Origin of the sequence: Vibrio sp. T20, assembly GCF_007858795.1 — a bacterium.
GTDB classification, from domain to species: Bacteria; Pseudomonadota; Gammaproteobacteria; order Enterobacterales; family Vibrionaceae; genus Vibrio; species Vibrio satsumensis.
The window spans coordinates 129,914-156,120 of record NZ_VFEB01000093.1 but is presented as its reverse complement, the minus strand read 5'-3'; the positions used below and the strand labels follow the sequence as shown (position 1 = coordinate 156,120).

At 44.3% G+C, this 26,207-nt stretch carries 17 protein-coding genes; 11 read left to right on the top strand and 6 right to left on the bottom strand.

Features of this window, described 5'->3' with window-relative positions; genetic code table 11:
* The first annotated feature begins 2 nt into the window (after positions 1 to 2).
* The 3 genes from FTW16_RS12320 (at position 3) to FTW16_RS12310 (ending at position 7,063) form a co-directional block, all read left to right on the top strand.
* Entirely contained in the window at positions 3 to 2,159 is a 2,157-nt protein-coding gene (locus FTW16_RS12320; protein WP_146491288.1) for a glycoside hydrolase family 3 N-terminal domain-containing protein, read from the top strand.
* A gap of 222 nt (positions 2,160 to 2,381) precedes the next feature.
* Positions 2,382 to 6,425 (top strand): ATP-dependent RNA helicase HrpA, encoded by a 4,044-nt coding sequence (gene hrpA / locus FTW16_RS12315; RefSeq protein ID WP_146491287.1) that lies wholly within the window; start codon positions 2,382 to 2,384, stop codon positions 6,423 to 6,425.
* 143 nt (positions 6,426 to 6,568) lie between these two features.
* Positions 6,569 to 7,063, top strand: coding sequence for an outer membrane beta-barrel protein (locus FTW16_RS12310; protein ID WP_146491286.1), 495 nt, complete (start codon positions 6,569 to 6,571; stop codon positions 7,061 to 7,063).
* Positions 7,064 to 7,216: 153 nt separating this feature from the next.
* Here the strand turns inward: FTW16_RS12310 and FTW16_RS12305 are convergent, their stop codons facing one another.
* Positions 7,217 to 7,993 carry a hypothetical protein gene (locus FTW16_RS12305; RefSeq protein ID WP_146491324.1) on the bottom strand — a complete coding sequence of 259 codons (777 nt, stop codon included), beginning with the start codon at positions 7,991 to 7,993 and terminating at the stop codon, positions 7,217 to 7,219.
* Positions 7,914 to 8,693, bottom strand: a complete 780-nt coding sequence (locus tag FTW16_RS12300; RefSeq protein WP_146491285.1) for a hypothetical protein — start codon at positions 8,691 to 8,693, stop codon at positions 7,914 to 7,916. The genes FTW16_RS12305 and FTW16_RS12300 overlap by 80 nt, the downstream gene beginning before the upstream one ends.
* 554 nt (positions 8,694 to 9,247) lie before the next feature.
* On the opposite strand from FTW16_RS12300, the gene FTW16_RS12295 reads away from it, so the two are divergent.
* The 7 genes from FTW16_RS12295 to pheT all read left to right on the top strand — a co-directional run bounded on the left by FTW16_RS12295 (position 9,248) and on the right by pheT (position 19,844).
* The gene (locus FTW16_RS12295; RefSeq protein WP_146491284.1) at positions 9,248 to 10,033 is read left to right on the top strand and encodes a TetR/AcrR family transcriptional regulator; all 786 of its coding nucleotides are present in this window, start codon (positions 9,248 to 9,250) and stop codon (positions 10,031 to 10,033) included.
* A gap of 170 nt (positions 10,034 to 10,203) precedes the next feature.
* A complete protein-coding gene (locus FTW16_RS12290; RefSeq protein WP_261383442.1) occupies positions 10,204 to 12,696 on the top strand; it encodes an efflux RND transporter permease subunit in 2,493 nt (830 codons plus the stop codon).
* Positions 12,697 to 12,740: 44 nt separating this feature from the next.
* Positions 12,741 to 13,562 carry an outer membrane lipoprotein-sorting protein gene (locus tag FTW16_RS12285; RefSeq protein ID WP_146491282.1) on the top strand — a complete coding sequence of 274 codons (822 nt, stop codon included), beginning with the start codon at positions 12,741 to 12,743 and terminating at the stop codon, positions 13,560 to 13,562.
* A 9-nt stretch (positions 13,563 to 13,571) separates the two neighbouring features.
* Complete coding sequence (locus FTW16_RS12280) at positions 13,572 to 14,804, top strand: hypothetical protein (RefSeq protein WP_146491281.1); 1,233 nt, start codon at positions 13,572 to 13,574, stop codon at positions 14,802 to 14,804.
* A gap of 160 nt (positions 14,805 to 14,964) precedes the next feature.
* Positions 14,965 to 16,116 carry a GGDEF domain-containing protein gene (locus FTW16_RS12275; protein ID WP_409994448.1) on the top strand — a complete coding sequence of 384 codons (1,152 nt, stop codon included), beginning with the start codon at positions 14,965 to 14,967 and terminating at the stop codon, positions 16,114 to 16,116.
* 338 nt (positions 16,117 to 16,454) lie between these two features.
* Positions 16,455 to 17,438 carry a phenylalanine--tRNA ligase subunit alpha gene (pheS, locus tag FTW16_RS12270; protein ID WP_004734764.1) on the top strand — a complete coding sequence of 328 codons (984 nt, stop codon included), beginning with the start codon at positions 16,455 to 16,457 and terminating at the stop codon, positions 17,436 to 17,438.
* Positions 17,439 to 17,456: 18 nt separating this feature from the next.
* Positions 17,457 to 19,844 (top strand): phenylalanine--tRNA ligase subunit beta, encoded by a 2,388-nt coding sequence (gene pheT, locus FTW16_RS12265; protein WP_146491279.1) that lies wholly within the window; start codon positions 17,457 to 17,459, stop codon positions 19,842 to 19,844.
* A gap of 129 nt (positions 19,845 to 19,973) precedes the next feature.
* Here pheT and FTW16_RS12260 read toward each other — a convergent pair whose 3' ends face one another.
* From FTW16_RS12260 to FTW16_RS12250, 3 genes are read right to left on the bottom strand one after another with little or no spacing between them, the layout of a single operon-like run.
* Positions 19,974 to 22,304, bottom strand: a complete 2,331-nt coding sequence (locus tag FTW16_RS12260; RefSeq protein ID WP_146491278.1) for an AAA family ATPase — start codon at positions 22,302 to 22,304, stop codon at positions 19,974 to 19,976.
* Entirely contained in the window at positions 22,285 to 22,962 is a 678-nt protein-coding gene (locus FTW16_RS12255) for an ABC-three component system middle component 1 (protein ID WP_146491277.1), read from the bottom strand. Before FTW16_RS12255 ends, FTW16_RS12260 begins: the two co-directional genes overlap by 20 nt.
* Positions 22,955 to 24,214: an ABC-three component system protein gene (locus FTW16_RS12250; protein WP_146491276.1), complete on the bottom strand. Its 1,260-nt coding sequence runs from the start codon at positions 24,212 to 24,214 to the stop codon at positions 22,955 to 22,957. Before FTW16_RS12250 ends, FTW16_RS12255 begins: the two co-directional genes overlap by 8 nt.
* A 350-nt stretch (positions 24,215 to 24,564) precedes the next feature.
* Between FTW16_RS12250 and FTW16_RS12245 the strand changes: the two genes are divergently transcribed.
* Positions 24,565 to 25,437, top strand: a complete 873-nt coding sequence (locus FTW16_RS12245) for an alpha/beta fold hydrolase (protein WP_146491275.1) — start codon at positions 24,565 to 24,567, stop codon at positions 25,435 to 25,437.
* Positions 25,438 to 25,740: 303 nt separating this feature from the next.
* Here the strand turns inward: FTW16_RS12245 and FTW16_RS12240 are convergent, their stop codons facing one another.
* Positions 25,741 to 25,998 (bottom strand): hypothetical protein, encoded by a 258-nt coding sequence (locus tag FTW16_RS12240; protein WP_146491274.1) that lies wholly within the window; start codon positions 25,996 to 25,998, stop codon positions 25,741 to 25,743.
* Positions 25,999 to 26,207: the final 209 nt, after the last annotated feature.

Genomic DNA, 26,207 nt, shown 5'->3' with positions numbered 1-26,207 from the left:
CGATGGCTCTATACAAAGACAGCTCAGCGAGTTACCGAACCAGAGCGCAAGATTTACTGTCTCAGATGACGCTTGCCGAGAAAGTGGGTCAGCTTTGCCAATCGCCAATGCTGGATTATGACGACAATAAGCAAGAGTGCTTGATGAAAGTGGAGCAGGGTGCGTATGGCTCACGCATCCTTGCTGACACGGCGTGGGCAGGTAATGCACCGGGTGAATCGGTTGACCCGCACCAACTTAATGAGATCCAAAAGGTGGCGATGGAAAAAAGCCGCCTGGGGATTCCAATCATATTCGCTCGCGATGTGATTTATGGTCAAAAGACAGTGCTGCCCATTCCTCTGGCTCAAGCATGTTCTTGGAACCCAACACTGGTTGAAGAGGCTTACGAGTGCATTGCAGCTGAGGCGGCCTCGTTGGGTATCAACTGGACCTTTGCGCCAATGCTCGACATTGTGCGAGATCCTCGTTGGGGGCGAGTGATTGAGAGTTCAGGTGAAGACCCGTACTTAACCAGTCAGTTTGCTAAGTCCGTGGTGAAAGGTTTTCAAGGTGACGATCCTTCACAACCCAATAAGCTGGTGGCGTGTGCCAAACACTTTGTTGGCTATGGTGCATCTGAGGGTGGTCGCGACTATGACACGACTGAGTTGAGCGATAACACCTTGCACAATGTACACTTGCCGCCGTTTGCTTCAGCAGTGAAAGCTGGTGTTGCAACAATGATGTCTGGATTTAATGACCTTGGTGGTACACCAGTAACTGGCTCTCGTCCATTGATTCGAGATTGGCTCAAAGGCGAGCACAAGTTTGATGGTATGGTCGTGAGCGATTGGGGTTCTATTTCGGATCTTGAATACTTCCAAGTTGCGAAAGACCCATCGGCAGCGGCGTTAAAAGCGTTGGATGCGGGTGTGGATATGGCGATGACCCACGAAGCTTACGAAGATACCCTTGCAGAGCTGGTGAAGAACAATCCAAGCTTGCAAGAAAATCTAGATGAAGCCGTCTACCGTGTGCTGTTAACTAAGTTCCGTGCTGGCCTGTTTGAAAGACCATACATCGACCCTGAACTGCATAAGAGCGTGCTGGGTCTCGCAGAGCATAAGCGTAAAGCGTTAGCTCTTGCTGAAGAGAGTATGGTACTGCTTAAAAACGACGGTGATTTACTACCGTTGGACTCACAAGGCTTAACCATTGCTGTGATTGGTCCTCATGCTCATTCGCAGAGGCAGCACCTTGGTTCTTGGTGTCTTGATGGCAATGCCGACGACGTTGCAACGATTGCCGATGGCATCCAAGCAGCAGCGCCAGAGAACACCATAATTACTGATTCAAGCGCATTCAGTGATGACATGATGGAGTGCGCGCATCGCAGTGATGTAGTTGTGCTGTGTGTCGGTGAAAGTCATCGTCGAACGGGAGAAGCACGTAACATCGCTGAACTTGTGTTGCCACCGGGCCAAGAAGAGCTGATTGAGGCTATAGGCAAAACGGGCAAACCTCTGATTGTGGTTCAGTGCACTGGCAGGCCCGTACCATCACCTAAGATTGAGCAATACGCTCAGTCACTGGTTTATGCATGGCAAAGCGGCACAGAGACAGGCAATGCGGTCGGTAACTTACTGTTTGGTCGAAGTAATCCGAGTGGCAAGCTCACCATGACAGTACCAAGAAGCACAGGGCAAATCCCTATGTATTACGGTCGCAAGCCGATTGGTAAAATGCGAGCGTATCAAGAGTACATGCCATATAAGAATGAGCAAGATACACCGCTTTACTCATTCGGATTCGGTTTAAGTTATTCTCAGTTTGAGTATGGTAAGTTGACGGCCGTAACGCCTGAAATTACAGAGAACGAGAGCCTAATTGTTGAGGTTGACGTTGAGAACACCTCTGCGATTGCAGGGCAAGAAGTCGTTCAGTGCTATATATCTCGCAAAGTCTCTTCGACGACTCGCCCTCAACGAGAGCTAAAAGCATTTACAAAGTGCTTTTTAAAATCGAATGAACGTAAAACGATTAGACTGACGATTTCAGCGGACGACCTGAGGTTCTATGGTTCTCAAGAGTGTTTTATGTATGAGGTTGGTGACATTGATGTTTATGTTGGGGGAAGCAGTCTAGCGACCGAGTCAGTAACGGTTCATCTTGGGTAAACATTCCACTTGACGTAATTTTTTGAAGGTAAGTAAAAGAGATTGGGTAGAGCCAATCTCTTTTTGTTTATACGCTGTGGTGTATTTGCCTAATGTTGTACATGTTTAAACACTGTACCTGAATAATTAAAACAAAAGGCTAGGGTGGCTTCCCATTCTATAGTCTGGCTCACTTGTGGTACAATCGCGCGAGTTTATATAAGAGAAAGAATAGGACACGCTGTGACTTCGTCTCCGGAAAAAGCAGATAAAAATAACCATGTAGCGAATACCAACGCGACATCGGATTCTGCTGCTGATCAAGCTAATCAAAAAAAGCAAAACAACAAACAACAAGCACCTAAAGCTAGCGCATCTCAAAATAGCCCAGCCTCTCTTCGTAAGGCCTTAAATGAGTGCATGATGCGCGACCGCTTCCGTCTAAGTAAGCGAATTGCTGGTGCGAGCAAAATTAAGAACGAACAAGCTAAGCACGCTGTCTTTGATGAGATTGCGTTAGACATTGCTAAGTCGATGATGACGGCAACTCAGCGTGCTGCACAGAAACCAACGATTGAATATCCAGAAATTCTCCCTGTTAGCCAAAAACGCGAAGACATCGCGAAAGCCATCGCTGAAAACCAAGTGGTTATCGTGGCGGGTGAAACGGGTTCGGGTAAAACCACTCAGCTACCAAAAATCTGTTCTGAGCTTGGCCGCGGCCGCTTTGGCCTAATTGGCCATACTCAGCCTCGTCGTCTTGCTGCACGTTCGGTTGCGAATCGTATTGCTGAAGAGATGGAAACGCAGCTGGGTGAGTTCGTTGGTTATAAGGTTCGATTCAACGATCAAATATCTGACAACACCCAAATCAAATTGATGACCGACGGTATTCTACTGGCGGAAATTCAACACGATCGTTTCTTAAGCCAGTACGACACCATCATCATCGATGAAGCGCACGAACGTAGCCTGAACATCGATTTCATCATGGGTTACCTGAAAGAGTTGCTGCCAAAGCGTCCTGATTTAAAAGTGATCATCACGTCGGCAACCATCGATCCAGAGCGTTTCTCTAAGCACTTCAATAATGCACCAATCATCGAAGTCTCTGGCCGTACTTACCCAGTAGATACGCGTTACCGCCCATTAGGTGGTGATGACAGTGATTCAGACCGCGACCAAATCGAAGGTATCTTTGAAGCCGTTGATGAGCTGTGTGATGAAGGCCTTGGTGATATCTTGATCTTCATGAACGGTGAGCGAGAGATTCGTGATACCGCAGATGCATTGAGCAAACGTAACCTTCGTGATACTGAAATTGTTCCGCTTTACGCACGTCTATCGGCAGGTGAGCAGAACCGTATCTTCCAGTCTCATACTGGTCGACGCATCGTGCTGGCAACTAACGTGGCAGAAACCTCGTTAACGGTTCCTGGCATCAAGTATGTTATCGACCCGGGTACGGCGCGTATTAGCCGCTATAGCTACCGCACTAAGGTACAACGCCTACCGATTGAGCCTGTCTCTCAAGCGAGTGCCAACCAACGTAAAGGTCGTTGTGGCCGTGTTGCTGAAGGTATCTGTATTCGTTTGTACTCAGAGGAAGATTTCGAATCGCGCCCAGAGTTTACGGACCCAGAGATTCTTCGCACTAACTTAGCCTCTGTAATTCTTCAGATGACAGCGCTAGGCTTAGGCGATATTCAAGCGTTCCCATTTGTTGAAGCGCCCGATAAGCGCAACATTCAAGATGGTGTAAGGCTGCTTGAAGAGCTTGGTGCAATCGCGACAGTCGAACCGTCTGCGAATAAAAACAAGAACCACGGCGATGACAAGAAGAAGCTAACCGCGATTGGTCGTAAGTTGGCGAAACTGCCTATCGATCCGCGTTTAGCACGTATGGTAATTGAAGCGCCACGTAACCGATGCCTACACGAAGTGATGGTGATTGCGTCTGCGTTGTCGATTCAAGATCCGCGTGAGCGCCCATCAGACAAACAACAATCGTCTGATGACAAGCACAAGCGCTTCTTCGATAAAGAGTCTGACTTCATCACGTTTGTGAACCTGTGGGATTACATCAAGCAGCAGCAAAAAGCGCTGTCGAGCAACCAGTTCCGCAAACAGTGTAAGCAAGATTACCTGAACTATTTACGTATCCGTGAATGGCAAGATGTGTACTTCCAAATTCATCAAGCAATGCGTGAACTGGATACTAAGTTGAATACAGAGCCGGGTAGCTACGATGGTATTCACATCTCACTACTATCAGGTCTGCTTTCGCACATCGGCATGAAAGACCAAGAGAAGAATGAATATCAAGGTGCAAGTAATGCGCGCTTCCATATCTTCCCTGCGTCGGGCTTATTTAAGAAACAACCTAAGTGGATCATGTCTGCTGAGCTGGTGGAAACCTCGAAACTTTGGGGTCGTGTGATTGCGAAGATTCAACCTGAATGGATTGAGCCACTGGCGAAACACCTGATTAAACGCAGTTACAGCGAACCACATTGGTCGAAGAAACAAGCGGCGGTAATGGCACACGAAAAAGTGATGCTTTACGGAATCCCAATTGTTCCTAAGCGCCTTGTGAACTACGGTGCGATTGATGCAACCGTCAGCCGCGAGTTGTTCGTGCGTAGTGCATTAGTAGAAGGTGAGTGGGAAACCAAACACGCTTTCTTCAAGCAGAACCGCAAGCTACTGCAAGAAGTGGAAGAGCTAGAGCATAAGTCTCGTCGTCGTGACATCTTGATCGATGATGATGAGCTGTTCGATTTTTATGACCAGCGTGTGGGTGAAGAGGCTGTTTCAGGCCGTCACTTTGATACATGGTGGAAGAAAATCAGCCAGAAAACGCCCGATCTGCTGAACTTCGAAAAGTCGATGCTGTTCAGAGGTGATGCAAGCCACGTTACCGATTTGGATTACCCGAACTTCTGGCACCAAAACGGTATCAAGCTCAAGCTGAGCTACCAATTTGAGCCGGGCGATGACAACGATGGTGTAACGGTCCATATTCCGCTACCTATCTTGAACCAGATCGACCAAAACGGATTCGATTGGCAGATCCCAGGTTTACGCCAAGAGTTGGTGATTAGCCTGATTAAGTCACTTCCAAAAACGCTACGCCGTAACTTTGTGCCTGCACCAAACTACGCCGATGCATTCTTGGCACGTGTTACGCCACTTGAAGCTCCGCTATTGGATTCTCTTGAGAAAGAGCTACGTCGTATGACAGGCGTGGAAGTGGTACGTGATGACTGGAAGTTAGACCAGATTCCAGAGCACTTAAAGGTAACATTCCGCGCTGTAGATCATCGCAAGCGTAAGCTGAAAGAACAGAAAGATCTGCATGAGCTGAAAGAGAGCCTGAAAGACAAAGTTCAAGAAACGCTTTCTAAAGTGGCAGACGATGATATCGAACAGCAGAACCTGCACACGTGGAGCTTTGGTGAGCTACCAAAAGTCTACCAACAGAAGCGTGGCGGCTACGATGTTAAAGCTTTCCCTGCGCTGGTGGATACCAAAGACAGCGTAGAGATCAAACTGTTCGAAACTGAACAAGAACAGATCTCTGCAATGAAATCGGGTCAGCGTCGTTTAATCTTGTTGAATGTACCATCGCCGATCAAATACTTGCACTCGAACTTGCCGAACAAATCGAAACTTGGTTTGTACTTCAACCCATACGGACAGGTACTTGATTTAATCGATGACTGTATCGCTTGTGGTATTGATAAGCTGATTGAAGAGAAGGGCGGTTTGGTTTGGGAACCAGAGCAGTTTGAAGCACTGAAAGAGCACGTACGTGCAGAGTTGGGTGATACGGTAGTTGAGATTGCTCAACAAGTTGAAACCATCTTAACCACGGCATTCAGCATCAGTAAGAAGCTAAAAGGCCGTGTTGATCTTTCTATGGCATTCGCACTTTCGGATATAAAAGCTCAGGTAGAAGGCTTGATTTTTAAGGGTTTTGCCACAGAATGTGGGTGGAAACGCCTGCCGGATATTCTACGCTATATGAGAGCGATTGAACGCCGCATGGAAAAACTGCCAATTGACCCGAACAAAGATCGTCTTCATATGATCAAAGTTGAGTCAGTAATGAATGATTACAAAGAACTGCTGAATAAAATTCCAAAAGGGATCGCGGTTCCAGAAAATGTAAAAGAGGTGCGTTGGATGATAGAAGAGCTTCGTGTAAGCTTCTTCGCACAGCAGCTCGGTACGCCTTACCCAGTATCAGATAAGCGTGTTAAAAACGCGATTGATGCTTGCTAAAGGAATAAAGCTAGACGCAATAGCAAGGTTTAGGTATAAATCTTGCTTATTGCATTACTAATTGAATAGTTATTACATACAGGGCGACTTGGTGGCAATTTATTACCACTCAAGGCCTGCCACTAGGACGAAAAAGGTCGAATATGAAAAAAACGTTATTGGCACTAGCACTGCTAGGTGCATCTTCAACAGCAATGGCTGATTCTTGGTTGTACGGTGGCGTAATGGGTGGTCAAAACTCATTAGGCAATGAAGAAGAAACAGCGATGGGTATCCACGTGGGTACAGGCATCCTGCCACTAATTGGTATTGAAGCGGGTTACTGGGACCTAGGTTCTTTCGACAGCGTTAAGTACGGCAACCGTGACCTTACAAACCTAGATGCAAGCACTGCTTACCTAGCGATCAAACCAAGCATCGACTTCGGTCCTCTTCACGTATATGCGAAGGCTGGTGTTCACTCTTACGATCTTAAATCTGACGGCTTCAAGCAATCAGGAGAAGATGTAATGTACGGTGTCGGCGCTGAATACTTCATCTTTGGCCCACTATCTGTAGGCGCTAGCTACCAAAACTTCAAAATGAAAGATGACGACTCTGGCGTATTCACGCTAAACGCAACTATCCACCTACTGTAATTAATCAGTGAAACGATCGTAAATATCGGTCGGATAGTCGTTAAAGAGTTCGTAAGGATTCATAAAAAATGCCAGCTTGATAGCTGGCATTTTTGTATCTGTTAACCGTGTAATCGCCACTCTGTTTTCTTATAACAGATAGCTAGCGGAGGGTTACTTTTTACTGTTCAGAATACGCTGGATTCTTGGGTTAATCGCTTTGCCGTGTTGGCTTTCGTACTCTTCGCGCTTCAAGTCGTTAAGGTTTTTCACTGAGTTAGCAGCAAGAAGGAATTGCGGCAATTCTGTTTCAAGCATGCCTTTCTCATCTAAACGCTTTGCTTCCAAGTAGTACTTTTTAAACAGACCATCAAGCTTGTTTTCAGCCGTACGCTTTAAATCATACAGCTTGTTTTGGATAAGCCACTTTTCAATCTTGTTAGCGGCAGTACGCGATAACACACGAATACGGCTATCCAGCAGTTCTTCTTCAGTCAGTGAATCTTTAAGGATCCAAAGTTCACCCATTTGCGGCGGCCAGCTGTTGCCAAGTTGAATACGCTCATGACAGTGCATTAGCACGCGGTTAAGGCCGTCTGAATCAACAGAGTTGGCAAACTCAATGAATTTACCACTTGGCTCACTACCGTATTGGTATTCCCACTGAGTTTCGTACACGCTCAAGAAAGAACCAAACACATGGACACACCAATCTGTGAGCTCTAATTCTGCAGGATCTTGATCAACAACAGGCACTTGTTGAGACGCACCTGAACCTGCAGCTTGTGCCGCCGCTACTTTCACATCGGTACTTTGTGCTTCAATCACTTCAGGTACTAGTGGAGCTTTAGGTTGAGCGTCCGGAGCTGGCTCAGAAGGTTGGCTTTTTGCCTTTTTGAATGAGCTGCTGCCTGAAGCGTTCAGATGGGCTAAGCTTTTGTCGATACCCATTTCCTTGAGCTTGTCCTGCATTTCCTGAATATTGAGAGGTCTTCTGCTGTTGTTGTCTTTCATTTTGCTTCTCGTTAACTAACCAATACTGCAACTTAGATTCGATGCGAGATAGTGGCATTAGTTCATTGGCTTTGGCTTTATACCAGAGGACAAATTTCTTCCATACTAAACTATGGTCACCGGCAAGGCCGGAGAATTTAAACGCGCGTTCTGCCCATGATGGTATCTCTTCTTCGTTGAGATCATGAGTAGAGACGGTGTTGCTGTTCATTGAGCCTCGGCCTTGTGGGCGAGGGGCATGCTGCATGCTTTGCATTGGTGCCGGAGCTGGCTGAAACTTAGGTGCAGGTGCAGGTGCAGGTGCAGGTGCAGTAGAGTAGACCGGAATACTATTGGTCGGTTGAACCTCAACGTGCGCCGTAGCTTGCTCTTGCTCAATGAGCATTTTGAAAACGTGAATCTCTTTTTTATCTCGATAATCTACTTTCACCTTATCGAGGAAACCTTGGTCGACTAAACACTTAAGGCAGTCGGCTAAACCAAACGTAGAGAGAGCACAAAGCTGACCTGCCGTTTGCAGGCACACATTGGTGTAGCCGAATTCGTCAGCACCATCTGCAAGCATCAATAAAACCAGCTTTTCTGCCGGGCTAGAAGTATTCACTTGCCAAGCTAAATAAGAATATTTGGCGCTCAATATCGTGTTCTCAAAAAAGGTAAGTCGTTGTCACTATTGTAAGTCACCCCTTACCGAATTTATAGCAACTTAACAGAAAACGACATTAGTAAGCCAAATATTGACCATAAGGAGAGGTCTGCCCTAAAAAGTAAGCCTACACTCATTCATTCTAGGTCAGAAGGTGGCTAAAGGTGGGTTTTACGGCCGTCTTTTTCGGGTCTGATTCTGCACTAAGGCTTAAAATAACGTGGTCTATTAACGTAAAGAATGAGCTTCTCACCTTTCGTGTTCTCTTCATGAAAGCGCCTATCTTCTCTCTCTAGTGACTGTTGATGACTTCTCTATCTACTTATTGACATATTTATCTATCCATTCATAAGTTGTATTTAATTTATAAAACACCTTGATATGATCAATATTTGCGCTATTATGACGATAAGTCAGAAATGACGAAGCGTCATAAAATGGTTAACTACATGAATTTACTATTCGTGTTAATATATTGGACAGGAGCGTTTTAAATACTGGCGAAGCTTAGATAATAGCTAAGCTCATATACGGACTGAGAAATTATGTTTGGCTTTGGTTGTAAAGGCGATAAACAAGGTATCTTTGGTTGCAAAGGCGTGTTGTCTAAAAAGCAGCAGTCTATCGCAGACCGAGAAGTAGAATTGATGTTGTTAGCAAAAGATCTGGTTCGAGAACAAGGGTTCGGAAACCTGACGATGGATAGGCTAACGGCGGCAAGCTCTTATTCTAAAGGTACGATATATAATCACTTTTGCAGCAAAGAAGACGTAGTTTTAGCCTTGTGTATTCACTCTTTAAAGACCGAGGCATTGATGTTTGCTCGTTCTGGAGAGTTTGAAGGCAACTCACGCGAAAAGATTGTCGCATTGCACGTTGCGTACCGAGTTTATGCTCGCATGGAACCGGTATTATCAACCTGTGCGATCATGGCTAAAAGCCCGTGGGTACTAGAGAAAGCCTCCAGTGCACGCGTGGCCGAGATGAATCAATTAGAAGAGATCGTTATCGAACAAGCGGATCTGCTCGTCAATCAAGCAGTAGAAGCCGGTGACCTAAAGTTCTCTTCTGGCGTGGGTTCAGATGCCATCGTATTCGCTAACTGGTCAATCGCATTTGGTTCAAATGCTTTGTCTCAGAATGCTTCAAACAGTCATTGTATCAAGCGGTTACAAGACCCGTATTCAGTATTACATAACGCGAACATGATTTTAGACGGCCTCAACTGGCAGCCCCTTTCGAGTGATTGGGATTACCGCAAAACCTGGCGCCGTGTAGAACAAGAACTGTTCAGCGAAGAGATCGCTTACTTAGAATCAGTAGGTCGATAGCTTCTATTAAGCCCACTCATGTGGGTTTATTAATAACCATTTTTGACGATTCGTCACAAACTTGAGATTAACCGACTGTAGTTTTGGTTTCTTGAGTGTTTGACTAAGAATTGTGTCTTTTGTCAGCTTCGGCTGGCTTTTTATGACACAAATATGACGAATCGTCACAAATGGAGACTGTGATGAAACATGACAGCCAGAAGCCCGCTTTCGATCAACAAAATCGAGATAACCGTAATGTCGATAACGCAAACACTGATCTAAATAACAGTTGGCACTCAATACCGACCAAGCGTTCGTTTATCGTTCTGCTGGTGGTTTTTTCAATCATCATGCTCTCTGCTTTTGGGGCGAAGAACCTCTACTTTAGAGGGGACTACAATATCTTCTTCGAAGGCACCAACAAACAGTTGATGGCGTTTGACGAAATCCAAACCACCTTTGCAAAAACCGACAACCTCGCGATTGTTGTCGCGCCTGAAGATGGCAATGTCTTCACCCCAGAAACTCTCACCCTAATTCAAAACCTCACGGTCGATGCGTGGCAGATCCCGTATTCAAGCCGTGTCGATTCACTTGCTAATTATCAGCATACCGAAGCGGTTGAAGACGACCTCTTGGTCGAAGACTTGTTGTACGAAGAATATGAGCACACACCAGAGCGAATCGCCAAAGTAAAACAGATCGCCCTCAATGAACCTCTGCTTAAAAACGCATTAGTCTCAGCCTCTGGCGATGTGACGATTGTGAACGTCACCGTGCAATTGCCTGAAGTGGATAAAACTGCGGAAGTGCAAGAAGTAATCGCGGCTATCAATACTATGATCGCCAAGTACCAAGTCGATTACCCGAATGTCGAATTCCATAAAGCGGGCATCATCGCCATGAACAACGCCTTTATGACTTCGGCTCAAGAGGACAGCTCAACGCTCGTGCCATTAATGCTGTTGGTGGTGTTGGTGTTCCTGACCTTTATGCTGCGCTCGTTCTTTAGTGTAGTGGCGACCTTAGTTGTGATTATCTCTTCAATTGTTGCCACCATGGGGTTGTCTGGCTGGGCAGGGATGTTCCTCAGCACCGCAACGGTCAACGTTCCGACCTTAGTGCTAACCCTTGCGGTTGCTGATTGTGTTCACGTAATCGTGACCATGAGACAAGCCATGCAGCGTGGGATGGAGAAAGCACAAGCCATTCAATACAGCATCAAGCTTAATGCGATGCCGATCTTAATTACTTCTGTCACCACCGCGATTGGCTTCTTGATGATGAATATGTCGGACTCTCCAGTATTACGAGACTTCGGTAACTTGTCGGCATTGGGCGTGATCATCGCGTGTTTCTTATCAGTGACTATGCTTCCTGCGCTGTTAAAACTATTGCCAGTTAAAATTCTGCCAGCCAGCTTATCTACGCAAGGAAAAGGGGCGGCACAAAGCAAAGTCACCTTCATGGATAAGCTGGGTGATTTTGTCGTTGCTAACCGTAAAGCACTACTGCCTATTTCTACTCTTGTGATTGTTGGTGCTGCGGCGTTAATTCCACTCAACAAAGTGAATGATGAATCGGTGAAGTATTTCGATACCTCAAGCGAATTCAGACAAGCTGCGGACTTCATGGAACAGACCGTAAGTGGTATGACGACCATCAGTATCGCAGTGAAAACCAACGAGTCTCAAGCGATTGCCGATCCTGTGTTTTTGCAAGCGATTGGTGACTTTACTGAGTGGCTACGCGTTCAACCAGAAACCGACCATGTGGCCACGCTTTCCGATGTTTACATGCGTTTGAATAAGAACATGCATGGCGATGACGACAGCTACTACCAACTGCCACTTAATCGTGAACTTGCCGCGCAATACCTGCTGCTTTACGAGATGTCTCTGCCTTATGGCTTGGACTTAAACAACCAGATCAACGTCGATAAATCATCGATCAAAATGGTGCTCACGGTGGACAACCTAGGCAGTGTGGAATTGGTTGAACTCGAAGAGCGCATCTACTCATGGTTTGCCGCTAATGCGCCGCAATATGAAGTGGTCGCATCCAGTCCGTCATTGATGTTTGCTCACATTGGCGAAACCAACATGGCGAGTATGTTATCGACTCTGCCTATCACCTTAGTGCTTATCTCTGGCTTGATGATCTTTGCATTGCGCTCGGTTCGCTTAGGGGTGATCAGCCTAGTGCCAAACATTGCTCCGGCGATTATCGGCTTTGGTTTATGGGCGCTTATTTCGGGTGAAATCAACTTGGGTTTGTCAGTCGTGGTCACGCTTACGTTGGGTATCGTGGTCGATGATGCAGTGCATTTCTTAAGTAAATACCAACGCGCCAGAATTGAAGGGAAATCAGCAGAAGAAGCGGTTCGTTACGCTTTCCACACCGTTGGCCGTGCATTGTGGATCACCACAGTCGTACTCGTGGCGGGTTTCTCTGTGCTGGCGATGTCGAGCTTCAGACTCAACTCCGACATGGGCTTACTCAGCGCGATTGTGATTTTCATTGCGCTGGTGGTCGACTTCATCTTGCTACCGAGCTTACTGATGATCTTCGACAAACAGACTCGCTATGCAGATAAAGCCCAGTACCAACCAAAGTCATCCGCTAAAGCGCAATCCAACCCGTCTAACCCAGCTGGCGAACTGTCTACTTCGACTAAATAAGGAAACGTCAGCCTGCTGCGGTGGGCTGACTCAAGGAGATATTTATGAAAATCGTTAAACAATCATTCGTTACTACATTGCTTACTGTTAGCTCATTAAGCGTCGGCACGTTAACAATAGGCACATTCGCGGCTTTCCCAGCATTAGCAGACCCAGCGAAAGGCTTAGAAATTGCCGAGCAGCGTAAAGCGGTCGATGTCGGGTGGGGCGATTCTGTCGCAACCATGGAAATGTTGCTTCGCAACAAACAGGGCGAAAGCAGCACACGTCTAATGCGATTGAAGTCGTTAGAAGTAGATGACGATGGTGATAAAGGGCTGACCATTTTTGATGAGCCACGCGACGTAAAAGGCACGGCTTTCTTAAACCATTCGCACATCACTAAATCGGATGACCAATGGTTGTACTTGCCTGCCTTGAAGCGTGTAAAACGCATTTCTTCACGCAACAAATCTGGCCCGTTTATGGGCAGTGAATTTGCTTACGAAGACTTGAGCTCGTTCGAGTTAGGAAAGTACACCTTCAACTACATTGAAGACGCCAAAATTGAAGGCGTGGATACCTTTGTATTAGAGCAAGTTCCGACCGATAAAAACTCCGGCTACACCATGCAGAAAGTATGGCTAGACCAACAATATTACCGCCCAGTTCAAGTGGAATTTTACGATCGCAAAGGTGCATTGCTGAAAACCCTGTCGTTCCAAGACTACAAACAATACCTAAACCAATACTGGCGCGCTCACACCATGTCGATGCAAAACCATCAAACAGGCAAAAGTACGGTATTAACCACGACAGATTTAGCCTTCCAGACCGGTCTTAAAGACAAGGATTTTCAAAAGAACACACTGAAACGTGCAAAATAAGGCAGGAATATGAAAAGGATTGTGGCAACAGGAACCCAGTTATCCTTAACTTTGGCAGTGACCGTCGGGCTTATGCAGGTGTCGCTGCCATGTGTGGCGGCCAGCGTTAGCTCAGATCTAGTAGAGAAGCTTACTCCGGATCTTTCAGGGCAGGTGAACCTTGAACACAGGCAGTTCTTTAGCGACGGTTTGCAAGGGCAAGACAAAGGACAAAGCTCACTGGTGTTGCAGCCAGAATTTTACTGGGAGCAAGAGGAGGGTAACGGCAGCTTTACCTTCACCCCGTTTTATCGCCTAGACAGCGAAGATGATGAGAGAACCCATGGCGACGTTCGTGAAGCTCTGTATCTCAATTATTGGGATGACTACGAACTGCGAGCGGGTGTTGGCAAAGTGTTCTGGGGCGTGACCGAATCGGCGCATTTAGTAGATGTGGTAAACCAAACTGATGCCATTGAATCGGTCGATGGTGAATCCAAGTTAGGTCAGCCGATGGTGCACTTCACCTCGATTAAAGACTGGGGAACCATCGATGCCATGTTACTGCCGTATTTTCGTGAACGTACCTTTGCAGGTGAAGACGGTCGATTAAGGCCTACTGTACCTGTATCGGACGATGCGCTTTACGAATCTTCAAGAGAAGAAAAGCACGTCGATGTGGCACTGCGCTATAGCCAAATGTACGGCGATTGGGATGTCGGTTTAAGTTACCTAGGCGGCACCAATCGCGACCCTTATTATCGTGTAGAAGGCAATGAACTCAAGCCGTATTACGCGCAAATGCAGCATTTCGGATTGGATGTGCAAGGCATTATCGGTGATTGGTTATGGAAGTTGGAAAGCATTTATCGCGACAGTTACGACAACCACACAGGCGTAGCGACAGGCTTTGAATACACATGGGTGGGGGCGCTTGAATCATACTGGGATATCGGCTTCATTGCTGAATATCTGTATGACAGCCGAGGCAATAACGCCCAAACCATCGGCCAAAACGATGTGTTTCTTGGGGCGCGTTTCGCATTGAACGATGAAGATGGCACCGAGGTACTTACAGGCATCACGCAAGACTTGGACAACAGCGATGTCTACAGTGCAAAACTGGAAGCTTCAAGTCGCATCAACAACAACCTCAAGTGGCGATTGAACGCGTGGTTGTTTGAGAACGAAACCCCAGAGGACTTGTTGTTCTTTGCTCGTAAGGACGACTTTGTTGAGATGGCGTTGGAATATTATTTCTAATGTTGGTTTGGTGGGGCATTCTTGTTAAAGGGGGTGTCTCAGATTTAAGACGCGCTATATTTATAATGTTTAACGTCGTCTTTTTATAAAAAGGAGCAAATAATCGAATAGTCCCACAGGTAAGATGGTTATATTTTTCGAGTATCTATAACCTCCGAATATGCATGTAAATCGTGCTGGTGGTATCGGCCCTAAGGGATCTATGAATTTATTTAATTGGGATAAAAACTTTGAAACAGGCATTGGTGTTGTCGATGAACAACATCAATACCTTGTTGGTTTTATCAACCATTACGGAAATCTTTTGTCAGAGAATACTATCTCTATAGACGATATTAACATCGCTTTACTCGATCTCACGCGCTATGCCGAATTTCACTTTAAAGAAGAAGAATCTTTGATGAGAGATTGTGGCGTGTATGAGCGACACATTGAAGAGCACATCAAAGTGCATCGTGTATTTATGCAAGATATCTACAGTATGCAAGCTTTCATCTTGGAAGAAGATCAGTCGTCAGCACGGCAGTTATTGGACTTTCTCATCCATTGGCTTGCTTATCACATCCTTGGCATCGACCAAAACATGGCGCGACAAATGGTCGCCATAGAAGAAGGCGCAACACCTCTACAAGCCTTTGAAGCAGAAGAAAAGCAGCAAGATTCTTCGACTGTCCCGCTGTTGACTGCGCTTAACAGCCTGTTTGAACAAGTCTCTGAACGAAACAAACAGTTGTTACGCTTCAACCAGTTACTCGAAGACAAAGTCGAGGAACGGACTACAGAACTGAAACGAGCGAGTAAGAAACTTGAAGAGTTGTCGTTAACAGACTCACTCACTAATTTGCCTAACCGCCGTAATGCCTTTAAACAGTTAGCGCTACATTGGCAAGACTCCAAAGAGCTTGGTTTGCCTTTAGTGTGCATTATGATTGATGCCGACAATTTCAAGCGCATTAATGACACCAGTGGACATGATGCAGGCGACTTGGTGCTACAAACCCTCTCCCGTGAACTGAAAAACACCTTTCGTAATGATGATATTGTTTGCCGGTTAGGTGGCGATGAGTTCTTGGTTATTTGCCCTAACACCGATCTTAAAGGTGGAATGCACATCGCGGAAACGGCTCGACAGAAAGTGTCTGAATTAGAGGTCGAAACCGGCAACCAAGCTTGGATTGGCAGTATTAGTGTCGGTGTCGCTGAAATAACCGAAGAATTCGGCTCAATGAACGAGTTGATTAAAGCCGCCGATGAGTCCGTCTATTTAGCGAAAAACGCAGGCAAAAACAGCGTTTGTTCGATTCAGCTTTAGAGCTGGTTTGCGTTTATTTGAGTTGAGAGCTCTACTCACTTAAAACCTAGAGCCATAGATCTTGTCAGTTTTAGCGCTCAAGATACTTAAAATCGAGAGTACTTTTCACTTTAGTTTTTAAGCGCTATTCACTTCCAAACAAAGGAGTGGCACTCGTATTTGTGCCACTTCCTCTTACTCCTCATTAATATCCTGTTAAATTTGCCGTGTTTTTAGGCAATAACTTGTTCTTTTAGCGATTCAATTTGGCATTGGTTGCGTGTTTGATTACTATGTGTAGCTATCTAAAAAAACTAATCATCCGATACGGACACTACCGACTGGTAGATGAGGAAATGATGCAACATCTAGAAGAGATCATTGCTAATGCAACGACTGCTATTGATACAGCAGATTCGTTAGTCGCACTTGATGAAGTGCGAGTTCAGTATTTAGGTAAGAAGGGTGAACTAACTCTTCAACTACAAAGCCTAGGTAAACTTCCACCTGAAGAGCGTCGCACTGCTGGTCAAGAGATCAACAAAGCGAAAGGTGCTGTTCAACAAGCGATCGCAGCTCGCAAAGACGCACTACAACGTGCAGAGCTTGAAGCGAAACTAGCTGAAGAAACTATCGATGTGAGCCTACCAGGTCGTCGCATTGAGAACGGTGGTCTTCACCCAGTTACTCGCACCGTTGAGCGTATCGAACAGTTCTTTGGTGAGCTTGGCTTTAGCACTGAGTCTGGCCCTGAGATCGAAGATGCATTCCACAACTTTGATGCACTAAACATCGCAGACGATCACCCAGCTCGTACTGATCACGATACTTTCTTCTTCAACCCTGATCTAATGCTACGTACGCACACTTCTGGTGTTCAAATCCGTACGATGGAAAACGGCAAACCGCCTTTCCGCTTCATTGCTCCGGGTCGTGTTTACCGTAACGACTACGATCAAACTCACACGCCAATGTTCCACCAAGTGGAAGGTATGTTAGTTGATGAGAACGTAAACTTCGCACAACTTAAAGGCATTCTTAACGATTTCCTTTGTAACTTCTTTGAAGAAGAAGTTGAAGTGCGTTTCCGTCCTTCATTCTTCCCGTTCACAGAGCCTTCAGCTGAAGTTGACGTGAAACGTAAAGATGGCAAATGGCTAGAAGTTCTAGGCTGTGGCATGGTTCACCCTAACGTACTTCGCTCTGTTGGCATCGACCCTGAGAAATACTCTGGTTTTGCATTCGGTATGGGTGTAGAGCGTCTAACGATGCTTCGTTACGGCGTAAATGACCTTCGTGCGTTCTTCGAGAACGACCTTCGTTTCCTTAAACAATTCAAGTAATCCGGGGCAGTCAAAACTATGAAATTCAGTGAATCTTGGCTACGCGAGTGGGTTAAACCTGCAATTAACAGCGAAGAGCTAGCTCACCAAATCACTATGGCTGGTTTGGAAGTTGACGATGTAGAACCTGTTGCTGGTGAATTCACCGGCGTTAAAGTAGGTAAAGTGGTTGAGTGCGGTCAGCACCCAGACGCAGACAAACTACAAGTTACAAAAATTGATATCGGCGAAGAAGAGCTTTTAGACATCGTATGTGGTGCATCTAACTGTCGTCTTGGCCTAACTGTAGCAGTAGCAACAGTTGGCGCAGTACTTCCTGGTGACTTCAAAATCAAGAAAGCAAAACTACGTGGCGTTCCATCGCACGGCATGCTTTGTTCTTTCTCTGAGCTAGGTATCGACGTAGAGTCTGACGGCATCCTTGAGCTGCCTGAAGGCACAACGCTAGGTATGGACGTACGTGAGCTTCTTGAGCTTAACGACGTAACTATCGACGTAGACCTAACAGCAAACCGCGCAGACTGCTTCAGCATCCGTGGCCTTGCTCGTGAAGTTGGCGTACTAAACCGCGCAGACGTTACAGAGCCAACAGTTGAAGCTGTTGCAACAAGCATTGAAGACACAGTATCTGTTGAAATCAAAGCAACGGATGCTTGTCCACGTTACCTTGGCCGTGTGGTTAAGAACGTAAACGTGAAAGCGGAAACACCAATCTGGATGCAAGAAAAACTGCGTCGTTGTGGTATCCGTTCAATCGACCCAGTTGTAGACATCACAAACTACGTGATGCTAGAGCAAGGCCAACCAATGCACGCATTTGATCTTGCTAAGATCGAAGGCGGTATCGTGGTTCGTCTAGCAGAGCAGGGCGAAAAGCTAACACTTCTAGATGGCAACGAAGCTGAACTAAACAGCAACACACTTGTTATCGCTGACCACAACAAAGCACTAGCAATCGCGGGTATCTTTGGCGGTCAAGATTCAGGTGTTACTACTGAAACAACAGACGTACTTCTTGAAGCTGCATTCTTCGCACCGGATCACATCCGTGGTCGCGCACGTGCTTACGGCCTTCACACAGATTCTTCTCTACGTTTCGAACGTGGTGTTGATTCAACTCTACAAGCAGCAGCAATGGAGCGTGCAACGCAGCTTCTAGTTGAAATCTGCGGCGGTGAAGTTGCGCCAGTAAACGGCAGCGAATCTGAAGCTGATCTTCCTAAAGCAAACGTAGTTGCTCTACGTCGCGCTAAGCTAGACAGCCTACTAGGTCACGAAATCCCATCTACAGACGTAGTGGAAATTCTTACTCGCCTAGGTTGTGAAGTTGAAAGCACTGATGCTGGTTGGACGGCAACGTCTCCATCTTGGCGTTTCGATATCGCAATCGAGCAAGACCTAATTGAAGAAGTAGGTCGTATCTACGGTTACGATAACATTCCAAACCAAGCGCCTAAAGCGGCACTTAAAATGAATGACCACAAAGAAGCTAACCAACCGCTTAAGCGCGTTCGTGACCTTCTTGTAGACCGTGGCTACCACGAAGCAATCACATACAGCTTCGTAGAACCAGAACAGCAAAAGCTTGTTGTACCTGGTGTTGAGCCGCTAATCCTGCCATTCCCAATCTCTGCGGACATGTCAGCTATGCGTCTTGGCCTAATCCAAGGTCTTCTAAACACAGTTGTTCACAACCAGAAGCGTCAACAGTCTCGCGTTCGTCTATTCGAATCAGGCCTACGTTTCATCCCTGAAGCAACTGCTGAAAACGGCATGCGCCAAGAAATGATGCTTGCGGGCGTTATCTCTGGTACTCGTGGCGAAGAGCACTGGGACATTGCAACTAACACTGTAGATTTCTTCGATCTTAAAGGTGACCTAGAAGCCGTTCTTGAGCTTTCAGCAAACGAAATCGCATACAGCTTCAAAGCCGCTAAGCACCCAGCACTTCACCCAGGTCAAACTGCGGCTATCGTAGTAGACGGCAAAGAAGTGGGTATCATTGGTACTGTTCACCCAGAACTAGAGCGTAAGTTTGGTCTTAACGGCCGCACTATCGTATTCGAAATCGAATGGGCAGCTATCAACACTCGCGTGCTTCCAGAAGCAGTAGCAGTGTCTAAGTTCCCTGCAAACCGTCGTGATATCGCCGTTGTTGTTGACGAAGCAGTTGCTTCTGGCGACATCGTAGAAGCGTGTATCGCAGCGGGTGGCGAATTCCTAACAGGCGCTAAACTGTTCGACGTATACGTTGGTCAAGGCGTTGAAGAAGGTAAGAAGAGCCTAGCAATCGCACTTAGCCTACAGTCTGTAGAGCGCACACTTGAAGATGCAGACATCGCTGGTTCAGTAGATGCTATCGTAGCTTCAATCTCAGAGAAATTCGGCGCAGCACTTCGCGACTAATCTCTTCTGATAGATAGAAAAACCAAAGGCCTCGCATTGCGAGGCCTTTTTTTGCGAATCAGAAGCTCAATACAAACCAATTACTGGATAAAACGTGTTAAGACTTGTGTTTTAAAAAGCTTCCTAGAGTTAGGGGGTAGCCACAACCTCTCTATGTTTTTGTAATAGGTTGATTTTCTGATGAGATAGACCAGCCTTGCTATATCTATAGATTAAGTAATTGGCTATATCTTGCTCATGAGTTGACATGATAACTTGTCGATCTCTCAATTCTACTCTTAGTAAATCACTTAATGACGCGATATTAATTTCATCCATACACTGCGTTGGATCATCGATAAAAACAAAACCTGTTTCCGCATATTTTTTGTTAAGCGCCAAGAATAATGACAATGCAAGTGCACTAATCTGCCCACTACTCATAGAGAGAACTGCGTCATGCTCGTGTCCTCTAGCTGTTTTAAATTGCAATGGCGTATCTTTTTGAGTCCCTTCTGCACGCTCCAAAAATATTCCTAGTCCAGTTTGCATGTTTTGCAATAAGCGGCCGGTGTAAATGTGGAAAAGTAGTTCTATTTCTCCAAGAGTCTGATTTATATAGGTATTGCGAGCTAGATTGAGTTGTTTCTCTGTATTTTTTAGCTTATTTTCTACTTTACTTATGGCCGCAAGCCTAGCTTCAGACTTAGTAAAGTCCTTTAACTTCTGTTCATGAGTTTTGCTGACCAAATTGCTGTATTCGTTATGTATATAATTGAGTTTCTTTTCAATATCTTCGAGAGTTATTCCTTTAAGTTCCTCTGGGCTGTTAAAAGTACTGTGGAACATAGCTATAGCTTGCTCTGGTAGCACGTCACTCTCGGTTTCAAATGTCAGTAGAATTTTTCGACGAACTTCCTCCACTTGTTCACTTTGTCGCTCCGCTGTTTCTGCATATTTTTTAGGAAGCGAGATATTGAGTTTCTCTACTCTATTGGCAATCGCCAATAATCGATCTAATTGATGTTCATGAGCTTCTAGGTCTCGTAACAATGTGGCATCAAACTCTTCATCTATTTTTTCTAGTTTCATCTGAAGAGGAGGCAATAATGCTAGTAAGGTAGAGCGGATTTTGTTTAGGCATTCAGAAATTTTTTTTCCATTGATATCTAGTTCATTCTCAATTTGTTTGGTTTGAACTTCGATAGCATCAATTAACAGTCGTTGCTCGTTGTAATCAAAACCGCAGAGGGGACAGTTGTTTTCATCCTCGCTTATCGTACTTTTCAATCGATTACGAAGTTCTAGTGTTTTGGTCTTAGTATCCCCGATCGTACTTTGATAAGTTTGAAGCTCCTCTTTTTGTTTGACTAGTTTGGAAAATTCATCAAACCCATTTCCTAACGGATGCTCTAACAGTGTTAAGTCCACCTTTTTAATGTCGACGGCGTCCTTTGTTAAAACCTTTATAATTTTCTCTAATGGTTTTCTTTGTTCGCTTAGACGCCTTAATGGTTTTAGTTTACTTATCTGCGAAGCAAGTCGAACTGTCAGGACGAACTCGCCCGTCTCTAAAAAAGCACTTTTTTTCCTGTTTCGTTCCCGTATTGCTACTTCATTAGAGTTCGCAACAAGTGTTTTAAGCAAATTAATTGAAACTAGCTGGTTGGGATAATCATCTAAACGTTCTGTTGTTAATGGAACCTCAGAATCCCAAATTGGAATTAAGTCACTAGTTGTTAATCTGAGATAGTCTATTGATTGACCCGGAGTAGATAATTGTCGCTTAAGTTTTTCTACTTCCGCTTTTAAAGAATCATGAACTTTTAGCTCTTTATCATGAGCTGTCTTCCGGGCTGCCTTTAAAGTTCTTATATGCTCTAACCGAGAATTCAATTCGTCTAGGTTGATGAGGTGTTCAATTTGTTTAGTTCTTGTTGTGTCTTCACAACAACCATCTGGTATTATCAACGCTTTACTATCTTGCTGGAGATAATTCAATACATCAAAGTTTTTTTGGAAGTTACTCCCTAAGTATTGTCTCCAGAATGAATTTTCATCTAAAATTTCCACTGCTGATGACCAATCATCAAATTTATCTGATTGGTATAGCTTAAAGATGGAAAATTCACTTGGCTTATTCATTTTTGCTTTCATATCTTTGGCATCAGCTTTTCGCATTATATTTATTGTCTGATTGCCATTGGTCAACTCGGCGATGATGCGAATATCACCCGTGTAGCTGTTGTGACGGTAAAGATTACTTTTAAAACTATGCTTATTGGGAGTGACAGGTTTTAGCCTAGCAGCTATTCGTGGTAACTGACCTCGAAACAATAGTTGCTTAGCATCAAACAATGATGTTTTACCAAACCCATTTGGGCCGTCGTAGATAATGAGAGCATTGTTGTATTTTTCTTCAAAAAAAGAGAACGCTTTAAAACCATCAATTCTTATCCGATTAATCCGCCATTTGTTCATTGATTAATGCCTCCATAACTTCTTGGTATTCACTACCAATATTTAGTTTTAGCTCTATTGAGTTATAAAATTCCCATAGACTCTGTTCTTTTAAATATTGATCTGCGAGTTGATTTGCATTTGTTAACGTTGCCTCCTTCGCGGGAACAGATAAGAATGGAAATTTAACGTAAAGGCGACACGCTAGACTAAAGGCAGACTCTTTAAAAGGGTCCTTTTTATAGTGATTAAAGGATTCAGACTCTGTAACAAGTGTTTCTATATTTTTTCCTGAATCTAAGTAATGCTTTAGTTTCTCCAGCTCAGTTTCTGTGTAATACAGAATATGTTTTTTAAGGCTATATGCGTTTTCCTCTATATCAAAGATTCTGTGTTCATACTGATGAAGTTCAGTCAGGCTATTTAACTTAAATAGGACCACCAAGTCAGTATTTTTTGCAAAAGCTGGGGTTTCTAAAAGGCTCTGAGGTGTATTACTTTTTATGTACTCATTTAACTCGGAAGGAGTACTGAGATGATCTGCCTCTAGAATTACGAGAAAGCGTTGGTAGCTTAAATGAGCAGCTTTATAAAATGCAAACTCTTGTGATGGAGTTTCTAACTGCTGAAATTGGCAAGGCGAGCGTTCTACTACTTGCTGAATAATTTGTTTAACCATTTAGTTCCTCATAAGCATCATCAGAAGAGATAAACCTTACATTATGAATTTTGGTAAGGCGTCCTTGGTTTAAATCATCATCAGAAATATCGGTAAATTTACCTGTTAATTTTGAAGCCTCGCTCAGTGGGAAAGCTGAATGCTTCATATCAACAATTAAGTTGTTATATTCGTATAAGACATCCTGAACAATAGAGTTTTCACGTAACGCTTCTACGTTGGTTTGTATTTCCGTTAAAGAGAGCTTCTCATTGATCTTTTTTAATTGAATAGCTGTCGGTAGATAAGTGCCGAATTGTTGTTGATGGTAATGAGGAAGATCTTTCAGAACAACTAGCTTCTCCAACGTAGCAACAATGTCCATATAACTTTCGACACTATCATCGCTGAAACCTTTAATGGAAACTGAATCAAGATTTGGTTTTTTGGAGTAATACAGTCGTTTTAGCGTTTCCAAGCTCATTGTAGCTATAGCGTTCCGACAGGCTAATATGTCCCTACACGATATATCATAGGACTCTTTGTGACTTTCGAGCAATTCGTCTGTTCTATCCAATATATTACGTCTAAAACGGTTCAATACGACATTTTCATCTGTTTCATCCAGCACTTCTGATCTTAAGCATTCCTCAATTTCAGATAGAGATATTGGTGTCTTATCCGCCGCATCAAACTTTAGCTCACCATCATTATGAATTTTGGCATGAGCAGAAATGACTCTTGTATCAAGTAGAGTGTAAAGAAGACCAAGCTTGTATTGGATTAGTAAAGGGGAGCAGTGTATTTGAATCTTTGCTAAATAATCAGCGACCACTTGCTCTAGCTGCGTATTAACATGGTCTAGCTTAAGGTACTGCTTCTGATCTCGGTAACTATAGAAATCTACTTGGTTGTGATCTGCATTTGTCGCAGAGTAAGGAGAAAAGTCATCAAGGTCACAAGAAACATGAAACCAACGCTTGGTTGTTTTATCTATGCAACTTGTAGATATTTCTGCCGCCTGTTTTAGGGCCCCCTCATATGCTGAGCGTTTTCTATCATTCCTAGCTTTCACTTGATGAAGGCTTAAAGCCTGGCCTAGCAAGTCATAAATTACGAAATCGTCGACAGTCTCTACTTTTAAATGGTCGGCATTTGAATTCCCATTGATAAGCAAATGAATGCAATGGTAGAGGGCTATCTTCCCTTGATATATAAAGCCACTCCATGATGCTATAGCGCTGCTATTCTTTATTTTTTTTGAGATATTCATTTCTGGTTATATTTACGTGAATGGCTGGAATTACGATATGATAAGGGTAGATATGCACAACATCCAATACATTTCTCTACATTATTTCATATTAAGGTATTCTCTTAGGTCAAAGCGATTCTTACTATCAGTACTTTGTACCTCAAGACTAGTAACTCAATTTAAACAAGTACTTAACCTTTAAATTATTTAATACTGGAAACGAGTTAGCTCAATATTTCTACGCTCTTCGATATCAATATAAACATCGTCAACAAACTTGACCTGTCTACAACTTCACACTTTATAGTGCCTATATTGATTGAGAGGGGCGCTTTCTGTGTTCCCTCTAAAGTAAGTAGAGAGAAACTATGAAACGTTTAATTCTAAACATCACACTCTTTGTATTCATGGCACTTGGTAGCATTAATGCCATGGCTCATGATTCAACGGTTAAGTACGGTATTGCGATATCTCACGATGGTGAGCAAATTGCGTATGGCAAAAGTGGGAGTGGGGATACAGCACTGATCTTCATTCACGGTTGGAGCTTAGACAGCAGGCTTTGGCAAAACCAAGTAAGTGAGTTTTCAAAGCAGTACCAAGTGATCACCATGGACTTAGCAGGGCACGGTAACTCATCGTTCAACCGCGAAGAGTACACCATGGCCGCATTCGCTAAAGATATCGAAGCAGTCATCGAGAAAGAACAACTCGAATCCGTTATCTTAGTCGGCCATTCCATGGCGGGCGGTGTTATTGCAGAAGCCGCTAAACTGATGCCGACAAGAGTGAAGGGCATTATTGGTGTCGATACATCGCAAAATGTCGCACTAGCGGTTTCACAAAGCGACCTAGATGCAATGACCAAACCATTTGAAGCAGACTTTCAAGCGGGTATCACTATGTTCGTGAAAGACTCGCTACCAAAAGACGTAGACGCAGATTTACTTTATTGGGTAACGCAAGACATGGCATCAGCACCGCCAGCTATCGCGATAAACCAGTTCCGCCATTATCTAGGCCAATACGTGACAGGCGAAGCACACCGCGTCTATGAGAACGTGAATGTGCCAGTAATATTGGTGAATGCTCGCCTATGGCCAACGGATTCAGAAGCGAACAAGAAACACATCAAGGATTACAGCATTTACTATATTGAAGACTCAGGCCACTTCCCAATGCTTGAGCAGCCACAGCAGTTCAACACAACGTTGATGAAAGCGGTGAAATCAGTGAAGTAGGGCGCTGTCGTTGTTAAAATATGGATGTAATCATTCTATAGATAAAACTAAGGCCTCGAGATTGCGGGGCCTTAGTTTTTTAAGTTAAATCGATGAAGCCTGTCAATCTGATAGAGTCCATTACTTTTTGTCTTGAGATTCTTTATATTTTTTTGCAATCCACTCATGCAAATGAAGCCCCGTTTGACGCTTTAGGAATACACTGATACCAGCCAAAATTAACAGTCCAATTATTGTGCCCATAATCATCTCCACGCTTTGTCATTTTTTAAATTCATTTTAATCAATACGTTAGTGTTTTGATTAATCCATTGATTTCATCATTTCATCTATATTAAGCCCACCAAAATCCTCGAGGTTATTCTTAATCTCTTCATCGATTGATAGCTGGCGTTCCACTTTCTTTATTTCCTTCTCAAGAAACTTTTCAACTTCTTGAGATACGTTGAACATTAAGCCCTGTTCACGCGCTGCTTTTCTCGCTCGTTTAAGACGAACATCTAAGTCTGATGAGATTTTGATGTTCAGTGATACTTTGGATTGTTTTTTCTGTAATGACATATCGATTCTCAACTTTATCTAAAAATACTATAAACTTTTCTACCTTTTTAGCAATAAATTTTGAGGTTGGCGGATTTAGGGTCGAACAAGAAACACATCAAGGATTACAGCATTTACTACATTGAGGGTTCAGGCCATTTCCCAAAGCTTGAGCAACCGCAGCAGTTCAATTAAACGTTGATGAAAGCGGTGAAGTCAGTGAAGTAGGG

Bases quoted from the DNA above. Each gene is read 5' to 3' on its own strand.
- FTW16_RS12320 (WP_146491288.1), top strand. From the start codon at position 3: ATGGCTCTATACAAAGACAGCTCAGCGAGTTACCGAACCAGAGCGCAA.
- FTW16_RS12310 (WP_146491286.1), top strand. From the start codon at position 6,569: ATGAAAAAAACGTTATTGGCACTAGCACTGCTAGGTGCATCTTCAACA.
- FTW16_RS12305 (WP_146491324.1), bottom strand. From the start codon at position 7,993: ATGGGTATCGACAAAAGCTTAGCCCATCTGAACGCTTCAGGCAGCAGC.
- FTW16_RS12295 (WP_146491284.1), top strand. From the start codon at position 9,248: ATGTTTGGCTTTGGTTGTAAAGGCGATAAACAAGGTATCTTTGGTTGC.
- FTW16_RS12290 (WP_261383442.1), top strand. From the start codon at position 10,204: ATGGAGACTGTGATGAAACATGACAGCCAGAAGCCCGCTTTCGATCAA.
- FTW16_RS12285 (WP_146491282.1), top strand. From the start codon at position 12,741: ATGAAAATCGTTAAACAATCATTCGTTACTACATTGCTTACTGTTAGC.
- FTW16_RS12280 (WP_146491281.1), top strand. From the start codon at position 13,572: ATGAAAAGGATTGTGGCAACAGGAACCCAGTTATCCTTAACTTTGGCA.
- FTW16_RS12275 (WP_409994448.1), top strand. From the start codon at position 14,965: ATGCATGTAAATCGTGCTGGTGGTATCGGCCCTAAGGGATCTATGAAT.
- pheS (WP_004734764.1), top strand. From the start codon at position 16,455: ATGCAACATCTAGAAGAGATCATTGCTAATGCAACGACTGCTATTGAT.
- pheT (WP_146491279.1), top strand. From the start codon at position 17,457: ATGAAATTCAGTGAATCTTGGCTACGCGAGTGGGTTAAACCTGCAATT.
- FTW16_RS12260 (WP_146491278.1), bottom strand. From the start codon at position 22,304: ATGAACAAATGGCGGATTAATCGGATAAGAATTGATGGTTTTAAAGCG.
- FTW16_RS12255 (WP_146491277.1), bottom strand. From the start codon at position 22,962: ATGGTTAAACAAATTATTCAGCAAGTAGTAGAACGCTCGCCTTGCCAA.
- FTW16_RS12250 (WP_146491276.1), bottom strand. From the start codon at position 24,214: ATGAATATCTCAAAAAAAATAAAGAATAGCAGCGCTATAGCATCATGG.
- FTW16_RS12245 (WP_146491275.1), top strand. From the start codon at position 24,565: ATGAAACGTTTAATTCTAAACATCACACTCTTTGTATTCATGGCACTT.
- FTW16_RS12240 (WP_146491274.1), bottom strand. From the start codon at position 25,998: ATGTCATTACAGAAAAAACAATCCAAAGTATCACTGAACATCAAAATC.